This is a genomic window from Paracoccus sp. 08 (assembly GCF_024105395.1).
In the GTDB taxonomy this organism is placed as follows: Bacteria; Pseudomonadota; Alphaproteobacteria; order Rhodobacterales; family Rhodobacteraceae; genus Paracoccus; species Paracoccus marcusii.
Genome location: NZ_WEKR01000070.1, coordinates 1 through 15,525, shown reverse-complemented (window position 1 = coordinate 15,525; position 15,525 = coordinate 1). Strand labels below are relative to the sequence as shown.

Genomic DNA, 15,525 nt, shown 5'->3' with positions numbered 1-15,525 from the left:
TCGTGCAAATGGCCCCTGTCGCTTCATCCTTGGAGCACAATCGAGATGTAAACTTTGTGCGGTCATGCGCGCTGCGTGCCGACAAAAGGCAAAGCAAAGCTGCACTCTGGCACTGGCCAGTGAGATGCGTTGTCCGGGGCAATGACATCCTTGCTGATCCTCGCACCCAACGCAGGGCATCGAACCGCTGCCGCACGCTATTGCCCGTTACCCCTGCCCTACGTGCGATCCGCGGCGGTGATGACGTCGCAATCCCGAATGCAGGCTATCTCCACTGCGGTTCGCGTCGCCCGGATGGCCTCGCATCGCGATTGATCGCGGCCATCGTGCGCCGCCGATGCCCGTCAGAGGAGGCAGCACGTAGCTCGTTGCAAATGGCAAAGGTGGCCCTCCGGGCCAATCCCAATTCCGCTGCGGCCAAGCACAGATGGCATTCCGGCGGGCACCGAGATGCGGCCGATTCAAAAACCATCGCGTGCAGGGCTTTCGCAACCGGCGCCAAGGCGATGCTCCCGCCCTATAGAGCAAAACGTAACATTGGAGACGAGACCACCACACCCGTGCGGTCAGGGCAGGACCGCACCCTGGGTGGCATTCCGCGTCATCATGTCGGCGATCAGGCCTGACTGCCGGGCATCCGCAAGGAACGCGTTCAGTGCGGCGACCACGGACGCATCGCGGCCGGCCGGCACGCCCAGGGCCTGGGGGATCACCATGAACCGTTCGGGCAGCAGGCGCAGGCCGGGGTGACGGCGCTGGTCGGATTCAAGCTGCTGGCGGATGCTGGCGGCGACCTCGAACCCTTCGCGCAGGGCGAAATCGACGACCTCCTGCGAGGTTTTGACGCGTTCTAGGCTTGCCTGCACGATCGTGCGCGAGAGGTGCAGATCATAGGCGCTGCCCCGCCCGACCGCGATGCGGATGCCGGGACGGTCGACCTGATCCAGCGCGGTGATGGGCGATCCGTCGCGCACCAGATACCACCCCTCGATCAGCACCCAGGGGTCGGTGAAGGCCACGGTCGCGGCACGCGCCGGATCGACCGCGAAGAACCCCAGATCAGCGCGCCCCTCCGACACCATCGCGACCGAGGCGGCGGCATTCGGCACCGTCACCAGATCCAGCGGCAGCCCGCGCCGTGCGGCCAGGGCGCGGGCCAGATCGACCGAGATGCCCGCGGGCTGCCCGTCCGCCGTGGGGCGGGTCAGGATCGCGTTCCCGGTGTTGATCACCACGCGCAGCGCGCCGGTGGGCGCCAGGGCGGCGTTCAGGTCGTCATCGGTCATGGGTGGCTCCGGGGTTGCGGATGGTGTCGACGATGCGCGCGGCAAAGGCGGCGGTGCCAAGCGGCCCGCCCAGATCGCCGGTCCGCCAGGCAGGCACGGCGATGACGCGGGCCACGGCATCCTCGATCAGGTCGGCCGCGGCTCCCAGGGCAGGGTCGCCGCGGCGATCGCCCAGCCAACGCAGAAGCATCGCGGTCGAGTTGATCAGCGATGCCGGGTTCGCGCGGTCGTGGCCCGCGATCGACGGCGCCGATCCGTGCTGGGCCTGCGCCATGGCATGGGCCTCTCCGGCGTTCAACGATGCGGCAAGGCCGATGCTGCCCGCGATCTCGGTCGCCTGGTCAGAGAGGATGTCGCCGAACATGTTGGTGGTCACGATGGTGTCGAAGGCCGACGCGTCGCGCACCAGCAGGGCCGCCATGGCATCGACCAGCACCTCCTCGACCACGACATCGGGATAGGACTGTGCCACGGCGCGCGTGCAGGACAAGAACAGGCCGTCGCTGATGCGCAGGACGTTGGCCTTGTGGACGACGGTCAGCCGGCCGCCCCGCTGGCGCGCGATGCGGAACCCCGCCTCGGCGATGCGGGTCGAACCCTGGCGCGTCACCTTGCGCATGGCGATGGCCACATCCTCGGTCGGCATGAACTCTCCGGTGCCGGCGAACATCGTGCGGTCGGCGTAAAAGCCCTCGGTGTTCTCGCGCACGATCACCAGTTCGACGGGCACGCCGCAGCGGGCCGGAAAATCGGGGTGGGACCGGGCCGGGCGGATGTTGGCGAACAGGTCCAGGTGCTTGCGCAAATGCCCCGACGGATTGACGCCGCCCTGTGCCTCGGGGGGATAGTCGTTGTGCGACACCGGCCCCAGGATCACCCCGTCCGCCGCGCGGGCCCGGTCCAGCAGGCCCGCGGGAAAGGTCGTGCCCTGCGCCGCAAGCGGCCGCAGCCCGACTTGGGCCTGGTCCAGGCGGAACCGCAGGCCGGTCCGGTCCTGCACCGCGTCCAGCACGTCCAGCGTCGCCGCAGTGATCTCGGGGCTGATGCCGTCGCCGTCAAGGACCAGAAGCGTGACGGGGTCGGATGGGGTCATGAAGGATCTCCGTTCGGGGGAGGGTCAATGCGGTGGGCGTTGTCCGGCGAGGTGCCGAGCCAGCATCTGTTGCCGGCGCGGCACGTGCTCAGACAGTCGCCGTCCTCGCTCACCAGCGGCAAGTCGTGCCCGCGGGCAGGGATCGCGCCAGGCCGTCCGCACCGCAGATCGCGGATGCGGGTGATGGTCGCGCTGCGGACTGGTTTGTACCGATGCTCAACCCACCACCGGGCACATTGCGGATGAAGACCGCCAGCTGGCCTGGAAGATAGCGGCATAAACAGGGGGCGAAGATCCGAGCCAAGGCATCGGTTCGCCCGCCCGCGCCAAGGAGGATTACCGCGCCCATCTGCTGCCCGGCACGATCAACCTTATGCGCGCGGGGGGCGGCGGGAATGGTCATCGTGGCCAGCAGCGCAGTCGTCAGGTTCCGTCGTCTGGTTGATCTCATGTCGTGGTTCCTTCGTCGGGAAATACCTGCGGCCCCGAGGCGGGCGCCTGTCACGGCTTCAGTGTGACACCCGCGCGGGCCGCCGCCTGCGCCAACAGGCGCAGGTCCTCGCCGTCAAGGCGGATGCCGTCGCGCCTGCGGATCTGGGTCGCGCGTGCCTCGATCTCTCCGGGCATCATGATCCGGTCCACGCCGGCGGCGCGGGGCTGGTCCTTGGCGCGGCGGATCAGCTCTTCGATCCGCGCCTCGTACTGGCCGGGTTCCAGGAACAGGTCCGGGCGGAAGGCCAGGAAGACGTGGCCCACATCCTGGGGGGCGTCGAAATCGCTGTACTGATTGCCCACCGCCCCCCCGAAGGCTGCGCCTGACATCNCCCCCGCCATGATCTCCATCATCAGGGACAGCCCCGATCCCTTGGCGCCGGCCAACGGCAGCACGACGCCCTCGTATCCCTTCTGCGCATCCGTGGTGGGGTTTCCGTCGGCATCCAGCGCCCAGCCAAGCGGGATCGGTTCGTTGCGGGCGGCGGCGCGGCGCACCTTGCCGCGCGCCACGACCGACAGCGCCATGTCCAGGACGATCGGACGATCACCCGCCGGCGCGGCAAACGCGAAGGGGCTGGTTCCCAGAAACGGCGCCCGCCCGCCCCAGATCGGCATCGCCCGGGACGCGTTGGTGAAGACGAAGGCCGCCATTCCCGCATCCGTCGCCTGCAGCAGATAGCTTGCCGCCATGCCGAAATGCGTCGACCGCCGCACCGCGCACATGCCCATGCCATGGTCGCGCGCCATGTCGACCGCTTCGGCGATGGCACGGGTCGCGGCGACAAAGCCAAGCGCGTCATCCGCATCCAGCCGTGCCGCGACCGAGACCGGGCGGTCCAGCACCATACAGGGCCTGGCCTTGACCAGCCCACGACGCAGCCGATCCAGATAGATCGGGACGCGCGACACGCCGTGTGACGACACCCCGCGAAGATCCGCCAGCACCAGGCATTCGGCAACCCGCCGCGCGTCGGCCTGGGGCACGTCATGGGCCGCGAAGATCGCGGCGACCGCAGACGTCAGACCGGCTTCTGTGAAGACTTGGCTTTCCTGCGGCATGCGCGGTCCTTTCGCTGTCGCGCATTTTATCCATTTTTGGTCGTTAAAATGCAATAGTGAAGACGACGACTGCGTGTTAGATCGGACGGACCCAAACAAAGGCCCCGCATTTGCCCCCCACGCCCCCGTCACGCAGCCGCATCGGCCCGCATCTTGCCGCCGACATCGCGGCATATATCACCGCCGAATCCCTGCCCGAGGGCACGCATCTGCGCACCGCCGATCTGGCCCGGAGATTCGCGGTGTCGCGCTGGCCGGTCGAGCAGGCCCTGAAGGAACTGGCAGACACCGGCCATGTCCGGCACGAACCGAACCGCGGCTTCTTCGTGCGCGGAAACGGGCCCGCGGCATCGGCCGCGCCGCCTGATCCGGTCCATGCGGCCTATCTGCGCCTGGCGGTCCTGTTGACGGAACAGGCCATCGGTCCGCAGGTCACCGAACAGCAGATCCGCGACCGCTTTGCGCTGACACGGCGGCAGACCTCGGACCTGATGGGGAGGCTGATCCGCGAGGGGATCGCGGAGAAGCGCGCGGGCTATGGCTGGAACATCAACACCGAACTGACCGCACCCGACGCGCTGGACCATACCACGCAGATGCGGCTGATCCTGGAACCCGCGGCGCTGCGCCTGCCCCGCTATCACCTGCCCCAAGGCGACATCGCCCGCCTGCGCCGGGTCGAGCACGACCTGCTGGACGGCACGATCGACCGCGCGCCGCCCGATGCCCTGTACCTGCGCGGCGCGCAGTTCCACGAGGCGGTCATGTCCGGGGCGGGCAATCCCTTCATGCTTCAGGCGCTGATGCGGGTGAATCGGGTCCGGCGGCTGCTGACCTATCGCGCGATGGACGACCGCGAACGCTATTACCGGCAGTCGCGGGAACATCTGGCGATCCTGGAGCTGATCGAGGCGGGCGACCATGCCGGCGCCGCCCTGCAGATGGAGGCGCATCTGAACAAGGTGCGCCACAGCCTGTCGGCGCTTGGCTTCATCGCCGCGCAGGACGTTGCGGGGACGACGCCCGGCTAGGGTCGGCGCCGGACCGGCCGCGGCACGCCCATATAGCGCGCCATCAGCGGGGCGCCGGTGATGACCACGACGATCCGCGTCAGGTGGTGCAGGACGACAAAGCCCAGGTCGGCACCCACGACGATGGCCAGCACCGTCAGTTCGGCCTGCCCGCCGGGGGCAAAGGCCAGGAACCCCTCCAGCGGGCGGGCCAGGCCGGTCAGGACCACGAATTCGGTGAAGGCCGCCGCCAGCACCGCCAGCACCATCACGAAGGCCAGCCCAGACAGCACGAACATCCGCAGCTCGCGCAGCGTGACGCCGACATACTGCACGCCGATGCCGATGCCGATGAACAGCTGCGCCAGCATGATCGCCTCGGCCGGGGGGCGCTGCGTGATGATGCCGGCCATCGACAGGGCGGCGGTGGTGATCATCGGACCCAGGATCGAGGCGCCGAACAGCCCCAGGTATTCGCCGCCCTTCCAGCCAACGATCGCGGATACCGCCATCCAGCCCAGCTGCCCCGCGCCGAAATCGCGCAGCGGCGCACCCATCGCCCCGGTCAGCGGCGCATCGTACAGCCAGACCAGGATCGCCGGCGCGATGGTGACCAGCACCGCGACGCGGGTGGCGTGGATCAGGGACAGCGCCCGGACGTCGGCCCCGGCCTCCTGCCCGAAGATGACCATGTCCTGCAGCCCGCCGGGCATGGCGGCGTAATAGGACGTGGCCGGGTCAAACCCCAGCCTGCGAAAGAACGGCACCCCGATCAGGCCGATCAGCAGCACATAGACCGGGACAAGCGCCACGCTGAGCGCCATCTGCGGGATCTGGGCGACGACCTGGGGGGTGATCGACGCGCCGACGGCGACCCCCAGGATGGTCCGCGCCCCCACCGAGACCGGTCCCATCCCGCGCAGCCGCGCGCCCGTCAGCGCCGCCGCCAGGCAGAACGACATCGGCCCGAACAGGAACGGCAGCGGCAGTCCCAGCAGGTGGAATGTCGCCGCGCCCGCCAGCGCCAGCATCAGGGTGCCGGCCCGCGGGACCAGCGACGACAGCATGGAACGGTCGGGCTGCGTCATGGCATTCTCCTTGTTGACGCTTTATGTATCCAACTGTATGCAGCCGGATGCAACAAGGATCTGCAGGCCCATGACCGACGACACCGACGGCCCCCAGGGGCAATCCGCCTATCGCCGCCTGCTGGCCGACATCAAGTCGGGGCAGCTGCTGCCCGGCGCCCGACTGCGCGAGACCGAACTGGCCGAGCGCTTGGGCATCTCGCGCACGCCGGTGCGCGAGGCGATCCGGCAGCTGGAGGCCGACGGCCTGGTCACCCACCAGGCGCGTCAAGGGGCCACGATCCGCAACCTGGACTATGCCGAGGTGATCGAGCTGTACGAGATGCGGTCGGTCCTCGAGGGCACGGCCTCGCGCCTTGCCGCGCGGATGGCGCAGCGCGTCGAGGTGGTCGAGCTGACCGAGCTGAACGACGCCTTGGCCGCCAGCGAACCGGGCGCCGCCGCGCAGGAGCTGAACCGCCAGTTCCACCGCACCCTGCTGGACGCCGCGCGCAACCGGTTCCTGGTCAAGACCATGAGCGCGCTGCAAAAGACGCTGCTGATCCTGGGGCCCACGACGCTGGCCGATCCGACCCGCCCCGAGGCCGCGGCGGCCGAGCATGCCGCCGTGATCCGCGCCATCGCCGCCCATGACGGCGATGCAGCCGAGGCCGCGATGCGCGCCCATGTCGAGGCCGCCCTGAACGCGCGCATCCGCGCCATGCGCGGCCGTGAAATACCGATGGAGGACGAATGACCCGATACAGCGACCTTTACGACATCGCGGTGGTCGGCGGCGGCAATGCCGCGCTGTGCGCCGCGATCACCGCGGCCGAGGCCGGTGCGCGGGTCATCATCCTGGAGGGCGCGCCCCTGCCCTATCGCGGCGGCAATTCGCGGCACACGCGCAACTTCCGCTGCATGCATCGCGGCCCGATGTCGCCGCTGACCGGCGCCTATGAGGAGGACGAATACTTCAACGACCTGATGCTGGTCACCAAGGGCAAGACCGACGAACACTTGGCGCGCATGACCATCCGCACCTCCGAGGAGTGCCTGCCCTGGATGCAGGACCACGGGGTCCGCTTTCAGCCGTCCCTGTCGGGCACCCTGTCGCTGTCGCGCACCAACGCCTTCTTCCTGGGCGGGGGCAAGGCGCTGGTGAACGCCTATTACAACACCGCCGCCGACCTGGGCGTCACCATCGTCTATGAGGCGCAGGTCCGCCATGTCCACCGCGAAGGCCAGGCCATCACCCATCTGGACGTCGAGATCGCCGAGGCCCCGCCGGTCACCATCCGCGCGCGGGCCTTCGTGCTGGCATCGGGCGGGTTCCAGGCGGATCTGGACTGGCTGGCGCGAGCCTGGGGGCCGTCGGCGCGCAACTTCCTGATCCGGGGCACGCCCTATAACCGCGGCGTCGTGCTGAAGGACATGCTGGACCAGGGCGCCGACAGCGTGGGCGACCCAACGCAGTGCCACGCCGTGGCCATCGACGGGCGCGCACCGAAATACGACGGCGGCATCGTCACGCGCCTGGACTGCGTGCCCTTCTCGATCGTGGTGAACCGCGACGGCCAGCGCTTTTATGACGAGGGCGAGGATACCTGGCCCAAGCGCTATGCGATCTGGGGTCGCCTGGTCGCGGCCCAGCCCGACCAGGTCGGCTATGCGCTGATCGATGCCAAGTCGATCGACCTGTTCATGCCGTCGGTCTTTCCCCCCATCGTGGCCGACACGATCCCCGAACTGGCCGCCAAGATGGGGCTGGACCCCGCCGCGGTGCAGACCACCGTTTCGGCCTTCAACGCCGCCTGCCGCCCCGGCACGTTCCACCCGACAGAGCTGGACGGGATGGCGACCGAGGGGCTGGACATCCAGAAGACGAACTGGGCCCGCCCGTTGGATACGCCGCCCTTTTACGGCTATCAGCTGCGCCCCGGCGTGACCTTCACCTATCTGGGCCTGAAGGTGTCCGACAGCGCGCAGGTCCATACGCCCGACGGGCCGATCACCAACCTGTGGGCCGCCGGAGAGATCATGGCGGGCTCGATCCTGGGCCAGGGCTATCTGGCAGGCTTTGGAATGACCATCGGAACCGTCTTCGGACGCATCGCCGGCAAGGAGGCCGCCGCCCATGTCGCTTGATTTCGCCGCAACCACCCCGCTGACCGCCACCGAGGAGGCCCGCCGCCAGATCGAGATCTGCAACGCCTGTCGTTACTGCGAGGGGTTCTGTTCGGTCTTTCCCGCCATGACGCGCAGCAAGGCCTTTGCCGACGGTGACCTGACGCATCTGTCGAACCTGTGCCACAACTGCCGCGGCTGCCATTACGCCTGCCAGTACACCGCGCCCCATGAATTCGACCTGAACATCCCCGCCGCCCTGGCCGAGGTCCGCCAGGACAGCTGGGAACGCCTGGCGCGCCCGCAGGCGCTGGCCCGGATGTTCCATGAACGCGGCGTGGCGATGGCCGGGCTGCTGGTCGTCGCGCTGACGCTGTTCTTCGCGCTGATCGCGGCTGCGCGCCCGACCGGGGGCGAGGGGTTCTATGCCTACATGGCGCACAATATGATGATCGCGATCTTCATCCCCGCCTTCGTCGCGCCCCTGGCGCTGATCGGGCTGTCGCTGCGCGACTATTGGCGCGAGGTCGGCGGCGGGCGGGTCCGGTTGCGCCACCTGGCCAAGGCAGGCGACATGGCCGGGCGGATGAAGAACCTGAACGGCGGGCATGGCGACGGCTGCAACTTCGAGGATGGCGACCGCTTCAGCCAGAAACGCCGCATCGCGCATCAGCTGATGATGTGGGGGTTCCTGGCCTGCTTTGCCGCGACATCGTCGGGCACGATCCTGCATTACGTCTTCGGCTGGTACGCCCCCTATCCGCTTTGGGCGCCGCCCAAGCTGCTGGGCGTGCCGGGCGGCGTCGCGATGGTCGCGGGCGCGATCGGGCTGGCCGCGCTGAAGCTGCGCGCCGATCCCGGCCTGGGCGCGCGCCGGGTCTGGGGCGGAGAGATGGCCTTCATCGTGCTGCTGGGCGCGGTGGCGGCGACGGGGCTTGCGCTCTATGCGGCCACGGGCACGGGCGCGGTCGGCCCGCTGCTGGCGGTCCACCTGGCGACGGTCATGACGCTGTTCCTGCTGATGCCCTTCTCCAAGATGATCCACGGCTTTTTCCGCTTCACCGCGCTGGTGGCCGAGGCCGAAAAGCTGGAAAAGACCCGCTGATCCGTCATCCCCGCGCATGAAAAAGGCCCCGGCTGCGATGCCGGGGCCTTTGTCGTCCAGGGGCGGGCCTATGCCCCGGCCAGCGCCGCCGCGGGGACGAAGACCTCTCCGGTGACCAGCTTGCGCGCGGTGCGTATCGCGCCGGCGCTGACCACCTGCAGGTCGTGGCCCCGGCCGCTGGTGCGCAGGGCCACGTCGATCATGCCGCTTGGATGCTCGATCAGGATCTCGCGGTCCTCTCCCTCCGGGCGCTGCGCCAGCCCGTCCGAGACCGACCCCTCCAGGACCGACACCGTCGCCACGCACAGCGCGCCGGTCACCGCGAAGGCGGCATGCGCCTTGTGCGGCACGAAATAGCGCGCGGCGACGTGGCCGCCGTCGCGCGGCGCGGCCAGGATCGCGACCTTGGGGATGACCTTTCCGGTCACGTCGCCCAGGCCCATGCGGCGCCCGGCCTCCAGCCGCATCGCCTCCAGCCGGGCAAAGAAGTCGCGGTCGGCGTCCAGTTCGGCGGGGGTCTCATAGCCGGTCTTGCCCAGGTCCGCCGCGCGCAGGATCATCANGGGCACCGCCACGTCGATCAGCGTGACGTCGATGCCGTCGATCTGTTCCAGCAGATGGCCCGAAGGCAGCAGCCCGCTGGTCTTGGACCCGACGATGTCCATGAAGTTCAGCCGCACCGCGGCGGCCGTGCCGGGCACCCCGGCGATGACCTGATCGCCGTCGTAATCGACCGCACCGTCATCGGTGCTGACCACGGCCTCGATCCGGCTGGCGGTGTTCTCGTTATAGATGACGACGCGCGTCTCGCGGCCGGTAGCCGCGACCATGCCGCGTTCGATGGCAAAGGGGCCGACGCCGGCAAGGATGTTGCCGCAGGACGGCCCGGTATCCACCACCGCTTCGGTCACCGAGACCTGGGCGAACAGATAGTCGACATCCACCCCCTCGCGCGCGGAGGGACGCACCATCGCCACCTTGGAGGTCAGCGTGTCCGCGCCCCCGATGCCGTCGATCTGGCGCGCATCGGGCGAGCCCATCGCCGCCAGCAGCACGCGATCGCGCGCGGCGGTGTCGGCAGGCAGGTCGTCGGTGCGGAAATACGGCCCCTTCGAGGTGCCGCCGCGCATGATGATGACGGGAATGCCGTGCTGTTTGGCCATGTTGTTCCTCCGTTCGTTCAACAGGAATGGCCCGCGCCTTTCGGTGCGGGCCAAGCTTTCGTCAGGAGACCAGCGGCCAGGGCAGCCGGTCGTAGAAGTGGTTCTGAAGCAGCCCCTCGGGCAGGATCAGGTTCAGCGCCGATGTCAGGATCAGCAGGATGATCGCCCCCATCAGCGTCAAGAGCAGGATCTGAACCCAGCCAGACCTGGCGACGATGCGCAGGAACGCCACGAAGAACAGCACGACCGCCAGGAAATAGCCGACCAGCGCGATGGCAGCGACAAAGCCCACCAGCCAACCGATGTATTTCAGCGGCGTCATTGGGCCCAGCTGGTCCGACACCTCCTTGGATTCCGCGTCGAAGACCGCCCCGCTGGACCGGTTGCCGCGGATCTGCGGCCACAGGACCATGGCCGCGGTGGCCATGCCCACGACCGCGATGCTGACCGGGAAGATGCGGCCCAGCTGCGACAGGTTGATCGTCTCCATAAAGGTAAAGACGAACAGCGCCATGATGCCCAGGGTGAAGGCGATCTGCGGCCACATGGGCTGGGTCAGAGTCGCGGCGGACTTGCCCTCGACCTCGATCTTGCTGCCGCTCTTCTTCTGGGAATACATGCTGAAGCCGACGGACAGCAGGATGATCGCGCCGATGATCAGCACGATGGGACGCTGGAACGCGTTCCACCCCGAGAACTGCAGCGCCTGGTACAGATAGCGTTCGGCCTGCGTGGCCAGAACGAAGCCGATCAGGAAGGCCGGGCGCGGCCAGCCGAACCGGCGCAGCATCATGCCGACGACGCCCAGCACCACCAGCGCCACCAGGTCATAGAGCGAGCGGTTGGGCTGAAACGCGGCAAAGGTGATGACCAGGATCATGAACGGCGCGACCAGGGGATAGCGCACGACCGTGACCTTGGCGATGGCGGGCGCCAGCAGGATGCACAGCGCCGTGCCCAGGACGTTGGCGATCGCCAGCGACCAGACGATCGTGTAGGTCACGTCCAGGTTGGTGCTGACCATCGACGGCCCGGGCTGCAGGCCGATCAGGATCATGCCGGCCAGGAAGATCGCCATGGACCCCGACCCGGGAATGCCGAACAGCAGGGTCGGCACCAGGCCGCCGCCATCCTTGGAGGCTGTGGTCGATTCCACCGCGATGACGCCGCGGATGTCGCCCTTGCCGAACTGGCTCTTGTCGCGCGAGGTCTGCACGACGTGGCCATAGGCGATCCAGTCGACGACCGATCCGCCCAGGCCCGGGATCATGCCCAGCATCGCGCCAAGCGCCGCCAGGCGCAGCGTCAGCCAGCGGTACATCCAGGTGTCCTTCAGCCCCTGCGACCAGCCGGCGCCGATGGCCGAGCCTTCCTGCGCGATCGAGCTGTTGCGGCGCAGAAGGTCGCCGATCTCGGGGATGGCGAACAGCGCCAGGCCCACGATGACCAGCGGGACGCCGTTCATCAGGTACAGCGAGCCGAACTCCATCCGGTATTCGCCGGTGGCGGGCGCCGCGCCGACCGCGCCAAGCGCAAGTCCGGCCGCGCAGGCGGCGACGCCCTTGGCCAGGCTGGAGCCGGACAGCGCGCCGACCATCGACAGGCCGAACATGGTCAGCATGAACAGTTCGGCCGCGCCGAAGGACAGGATCAGCGGACGCGCGATCAGCACGCAGACCGTCAGGACCAGCGCCCCGAACAGACCGCCGATGAACGAGGCCGAGAATGCCGCGCTGAGCGCGCGGGCCGCCTGGCCCTTCTTGGCCAGCGGAAAGCCGTCCAGGATCGTCGCCTGCGAGGCCGACGACCCCGGGATCCCCATGAGGATCGAGGCGAAGGTGTCCGATGTGGACAGGACCGGCAGGATGCCGATCAGCATCGCCAGCGCCAGCGTCGGTTCCATGCCATAGACGAAGGGCAGCAGCAGCGACATCCCGACGATGCCGCCAAGGCCGGGCAGGACGCCCACGACCAGGCCGGTCAGGACGCCGATCATCAGGTACTGGATATGTTGGAACGTCAGCACAGTGCCGAGCGCAGAAAGTATCGCGTCAGTGACCATGGTAAGCCCTTGGACCTTCTGATGGGGTGATGGCGCCGTGCAGCACGCGCGTCGCAGGACGCGTCGGCATGCCGCCGGGGGCGATCACCCGGTTTGCGGGGAACCGGCCGCACCCGGGCCCGGACTGCGTGTCGCAGGGGCATCGTGGCGCGGTCGGAACGGGGGGCGGGCGGCGCGCGTGTCGCGTGCCGCCCGCGGGTCAGGTCAGTCCAGCATCACGCTGTGGTTCTCGCTCAGATAGGTGCGGACCCATTCGCGGGCCTCGGGGTCGATGGTGGTCGCGACCTTGTAAAGATCGACGACCTCGTCGCCCACGGCCTGGTCATAATCGCCCAGCACCTCGCCCGAGCTGGCGATCAGCTCCGGATCCTGGACCGCGGCGGCGAATGCGTCGCGATAGGCCTGCACGATGTTCTCGGGCGTGCCGCCGGGCAGCATCGCGGGCTTCTGCGCGGCAAAGCCCGAGCTGAAGAACGCCTTGTACGCTTCGAAGGCCACGCCCGAGGGCGGCTCTCCGTGCATCATCTCGTAGGCTTCGACGAAATGCGGGATGTCCGGGAACGACGGGTCGCGCTGCACGTTGCCTTCCGCGTCGAGCACCCCGTAGGAGAACAGCGGCACGGCCGAGCCTTCCTCGACCAGGGGTGCCACGTTCGTCAGATAGGCCGACGAGGTCTGATAGTCGATCGTGGCCTCGCCACGCTCGAACGCCAGGCGGCCGTCGCCGCGTCCGGTCATGCCGAAGACGTGGCGCACGTTCAGGCCCATCACCTCGAAGGCCAGCATCGGCACCAGGTCCAGCGAGGTCGCGCCCTGGCTGGCATAGACCAGCTCGGTGTCGGCCAGCTTGCCCAGTTCGGACGCGTCGGCCACGCCGGCGCTGGCCGGGATGTAGACCACGCCGCCCGTGGGCGAGACCAGCACCGGTTCGAAATCGGCATAGTCATAGCGGACGCGCGTGTCGCCCAGCAGGAACGGGAACTGCGTCGAACCCGACGTGCCCAGCAGCTGCAGGCCGTTCGGACGCGCGCGGGCCGCGAATTCGTTGGTTCCGGTGATCGAGCCGCCGCCGGGGACGTTGCGGATGATCACGTTGGGATTGCCGGGCAGATGCCGCGACAGGTAGGGGGCGAAGAAACGCGCCCAGACATCCGAACCGCCGCCTTCCGAGAAGGGAACCCACCATTCGACGGTCTGGCCCGAGAAGTCGACCTCCTGGGCGGCGGCGGGGGCGGCGGTCAGGCTGGCGGCCACGAATGCGGCGGCGACGGCGCCCTTGAGGCGACGCAGTGTTGCTTGCATGTTTTTATTCCTCCCATTGGTCCGGCACCTGGGGCACCGGGCGAACGGGACAGTCATCGCACATGAAGCTGTCCAAAGACTGTCAGGATGCCGCCGCGTTAACTTTTTCTGCCCGATGGGGCATCAGCCTCTGCCAAGGGAAGCGTCAGCAGGATGACGCAGCCGCGGTCGGACGGTTCGACCCGCGCGTCGCCGCCCGCGCGCCGGGCGATGGCGCGCACGATGGGCAGGCCCAGCCCCGATCCGCCGTCATCCGCCGTGCTGACGCGGAAGAACCGCTCGAACACCGCGTCGTGCAGCTGGGCGGGGATGCCGTCGCCTTGGTCGTGCACGCGCAGCGCGGCCATGCCCCCGTCGCGCGACAGTTCCAGCCGCAGCGCGCTGCCCTGAGGCGTGCCGTACTTCAGGGCATTGTCGATCAGGTTGTCGACCGCCTCCTCCAGCAGGACGGGGTTCGCGGCCACGGGCAGCGGCCCCTCGACCCCGTCCAGGGACAGGTCGACGTCGCGGCGCAGGGCCGCGGGCACATGGCGGCGCGCGACCTCGGCCACGATCTGCGCCAGATCGGCGGGGGCGCCGCCCTGCGCATCCAGCGCGTCGCTGGCCGCGTCCAGCCGCAGCATCTGCTGGGTCAGGCGCGACAGGCGGCGGGACAGTTCGTGCAGGTCGGTCAGCCGCTGCTGGCGGTCGGCATCCGATCGCGCGTGCAGCGCGGATTCCGCCTGCGCCTGGATCGCGGCCACGGGGTTGCGCAGCTGATGCGCCGCGTTCGAGATGAACGCCCGCCGCCGGTCCAGTTCCGCGCCGAGCCGCTGGAACAGCCCGTTGATGGTCGCGACCAGCGGCACGACCTCGCGCGGGACGCGGCGGCGGATCGGGCGCAGCTCCTGGGGATTGCGCAGGGCGACCGCGTCGCGCAGGTCGGTCAGCGGCGACAGGCCGCGATTGATGCCGAACCAGACAAGCGCCGCCCCCAGGGCCACCATCAGCGCCACGACCGCTGCCGCCTGTCCCAGCATCTGCAGGGTCAGCGCCTCGCGCCGGGTCACGGTCTGCCAGACGCGCACGGTCGTCCAGCCGTCCAGTTCGGGATCGGTGATGTATTCGCGCAGCACCACCGCGCGGACCGGCTGGTCGTTGTAGACGGCGTTGTAGAAGACGGGCACGGCCTCGGGGTATTCGCGGCCCGCCGGGATGGGCGGCGCATCGGTGCGCCCCACGATGAAGCGGCCGCCCGCGGCATGGACCTGATAGAACAGCGGATCACCGATCGCGCCCTGCAGCGATGTCAGCAGCGATTCCGCAATCAGGTCGCCCTTGGTCACCATGACCTCTCGCGCGACGGCATGGGCCACCACCTTCAGCGTGTCGTCATAGAGGTTGCGCGACATGTCGCGCGCCATCCAGTGCAGCACCACGCTGGCCAGGACCGCCAGCACGAACTGCGGTACCACGATCAGCACGAACAGCCGCGTCCGCAGGCTGACCGCGCGACCGTCGGGCGCGGTCATGCGGGCCCGTCCTGCTGCAGGATATAGCCCAGCCCGCGGATCGACCGGATCTGCACCGCACCGCCGTCGATCTTGCGGCGCAGCCGCGAGACCAGCAGTTCGACCGCGTTCACGTCCACATCCGCGCCGGTGCCGTAGATGCTGTCGCACAGGGCCGATTTCGCGACCACGCGTTCGGCGTTGTCGAACAGCGCCTCCCACAGGGCCAGCTCCCGGCGGGACAGCTCGATCACCCCGTCCGGCCC

14 protein-coding genes are annotated in these 15,525 nt (G+C 68.8%); 4 read left to right on the top strand and 10 right to left on the bottom strand.

The genetic code is table 11. The features are described from left to right. Positions 1–566: 566 nt before the first annotated feature. The 4 genes from GBO37_RS18205 to GBO37_RS18190 all read right to left on the bottom strand — a co-directional run bounded on the left by GBO37_RS18205 (position 567) and on the right by GBO37_RS18190 (position 3,933). On the bottom strand, positions 567–1,286 hold the full coding sequence (locus tag GBO37_RS18205) for a transporter substrate-binding domain-containing protein (protein WP_252930318.1): 720 nt from the start codon (positions 1,284–1,286) through the stop codon (positions 567–569). After that, positions 1,276–2,379: an isocitrate/isopropylmalate dehydrogenase family protein gene (locus GBO37_RS18200; protein ID WP_252930316.1), complete on the bottom strand. Its 1,104-nt coding sequence runs from the start codon at positions 2,377–2,379 to the stop codon at positions 1,276–1,278. Before GBO37_RS18200 ends, GBO37_RS18205 begins: the two co-directional genes overlap by 11 nt. A 109-nt stretch (positions 2,380–2,488) precedes the next feature. Next, complete coding sequence (locus GBO37_RS18195) at positions 2,489–2,830, bottom strand: hypothetical protein (RefSeq protein ID WP_252930315.1); 342 nt, start codon at positions 2,828–2,830, stop codon at positions 2,489–2,491. A gap of 50 nt (positions 2,831–2,880) precedes the next feature. Then, positions 2,881–3,933, bottom strand: a complete 1,053-nt coding sequence (locus tag GBO37_RS18190) for an Ldh family oxidoreductase (RefSeq protein ID WP_252930313.1) — start codon at positions 3,931–3,933, stop codon at positions 2,881–2,883. Between the two features lie 110 nt (positions 3,934–4,043). Between GBO37_RS18190 and GBO37_RS18185 the strand changes: the two genes are divergently transcribed. Then, entirely contained in the window at positions 4,044–4,964 is a 921-nt protein-coding gene (locus GBO37_RS18185) for a GntR family transcriptional regulator (protein ID WP_252930311.1), read from the top strand. On the opposite strand, the gene GBO37_RS18180 is transcribed toward GBO37_RS18185, so the two are convergent. Further along, positions 4,961–6,031: an AbrB family transcriptional regulator gene (locus GBO37_RS18180; protein ID WP_232303380.1), complete on the bottom strand. Its 1,071-nt coding sequence runs from the start codon at positions 6,029–6,031 to the stop codon at positions 4,961–4,963. The two genes, GBO37_RS18185 and GBO37_RS18180, sit on opposite strands and share 4 nt — an antisense overlap. A gap of 70 nt (positions 6,032–6,101) precedes the next feature. On the opposite strand from GBO37_RS18180, the gene GBO37_RS18175 reads away from it, so the two are divergent. The 3 genes from GBO37_RS18175 to tcuB are packed head-to-tail and all read left to right on the top strand — an operon-like array spanning position 6,102 to position 9,242. Further along, positions 6,102–6,767 carry a GntR family transcriptional regulator gene (locus GBO37_RS18175; RefSeq protein WP_045982523.1) on the top strand — a complete coding sequence of 222 codons (666 nt, stop codon included), beginning with the start codon at positions 6,102–6,104 and terminating at the stop codon, positions 6,765–6,767. Beyond that, positions 6,764–8,158 carry an FAD-dependent tricarballylate dehydrogenase TcuA gene (tcuA, locus tag GBO37_RS18170; RefSeq protein WP_148911620.1) on the top strand — a complete coding sequence of 465 codons (1,395 nt, stop codon included), beginning with the start codon at positions 6,764–6,766 and terminating at the stop codon, positions 8,156–8,158. The genes GBO37_RS18175 and tcuA overlap by 4 nt, the downstream gene beginning before the upstream one ends. Then, positions 8,148–9,242 (top strand): tricarballylate utilization 4Fe-4S protein TcuB, encoded by a 1,095-nt coding sequence (tcuB, locus tag GBO37_RS18165; protein ID WP_252930309.1) that lies wholly within the window; start codon positions 8,148–8,150, stop codon positions 9,240–9,242. The genes tcuA and tcuB overlap by 11 nt, the downstream gene beginning before the upstream one ends. A 68-nt stretch (positions 9,243–9,310) precedes the next feature. Here the strand turns inward: tcuB and GBO37_RS18160 are convergent, their stop codons facing one another. From GBO37_RS18160 to GBO37_RS18140, 5 genes are all read right to left on the bottom strand, one after another. Continuing rightward, positions 9,311–10,405 carry a 4-oxalomesaconate tautomerase gene (locus tag GBO37_RS18160; RefSeq protein WP_252930308.1) on the bottom strand — a complete coding sequence of 365 codons (1,095 nt, stop codon included), beginning with the start codon at positions 10,403–10,405 and terminating at the stop codon, positions 9,311–9,313. 61 nt (positions 10,406–10,466) lie between these two features. After that, the gene (locus GBO37_RS18155; RefSeq protein WP_252930306.1) at positions 10,467–12,467 is read right to left on the bottom strand and encodes a tripartite tricarboxylate transporter permease; all 2,001 of its coding nucleotides are present in this window, start codon (positions 12,465–12,467) and stop codon (positions 10,467–10,469) included. 204 nt (positions 12,468–12,671) lie between these two features. Next, positions 12,672–13,769, bottom strand: coding sequence for a tripartite tricarboxylate transporter substrate binding protein (locus GBO37_RS18150; protein ID WP_148911618.1), 1,098 nt, complete (start codon positions 13,767–13,769; stop codon positions 12,672–12,674). A gap of 98 nt (positions 13,770–13,867) precedes the next feature. Then, positions 13,868–15,280, bottom strand: a complete 1,413-nt coding sequence (locus tag GBO37_RS18145; RefSeq protein ID WP_148911617.1) for a sensor histidine kinase — start codon at positions 15,278–15,280, stop codon at positions 13,868–13,870. After that, on the bottom strand, positions 15,277–15,525 hold a 249-nt coding region (locus tag GBO37_RS18140; RefSeq protein ID WP_252930305.1), incomplete at its 5' end, for a winged helix-turn-helix domain-containing protein. The genes GBO37_RS18145 and GBO37_RS18140, both read right to left, overlap by 4 nt.

Bases quoted from the DNA above. Each gene is read 5' to 3' on its own strand.
- GBO37_RS18205 (WP_252930318.1), bottom strand. From the start codon at position 1,286: ATGACCGATGACGACCTGAACGCCGCCCTGGCGCCCACCGGCGCGCTG.
- tcuB (WP_252930309.1), top strand. From the start codon at position 8,148: ATGTCGCTTGATTTCGCCGCAACCACCCCGCTGACCGCCACCGAGGAG.
- GBO37_RS18195 (WP_252930315.1), bottom strand. From the start codon at position 2,830: ATGAGATCAACCAGACGACGGAACCTGACGACTGCGCTGCTGGCCACG.
- GBO37_RS18155 (WP_252930306.1), bottom strand. From the start codon at position 12,467: ATGGTCACTGACGCGATACTTTCTGCGCTCGGCACTGTGCTGACGTTC.
- GBO37_RS18145 (WP_148911617.1), bottom strand. From the start codon at position 15,280: ATGACCGCGCCCGACGGTCGCGCGGTCAGCCTGCGGACGCGGCTGTTC.
- GBO37_RS18180 (WP_232303380.1), bottom strand. From the start codon at position 6,031: ATGACGCAGCCCGACCGTTCCATGCTGTCGTCGCTGGTCCCGCGGGCC.
- GBO37_RS18150 (WP_148911618.1), bottom strand. From the start codon at position 13,769: ATGCAAGCAACACTGCGTCGCCTCAAGGGCGCCGTCGCCGCCGCATTC.
- GBO37_RS18175 (WP_045982523.1), top strand. From the start codon at position 6,102: ATGACCGACGACACCGACGGCCCCCAGGGGCAATCCGCCTATCGCCGC.
- tcuA (WP_148911620.1), top strand. From the start codon at position 6,764: ATGACCCGATACAGCGACCTTTACGACATCGCGGTGGTCGGCGGCGGC.
- GBO37_RS18200 (WP_252930316.1), bottom strand. From the start codon at position 2,379: ATGACCCCATCCGACCCCGTCACGCTTCTGGTCCTTGACGGCGACGGC.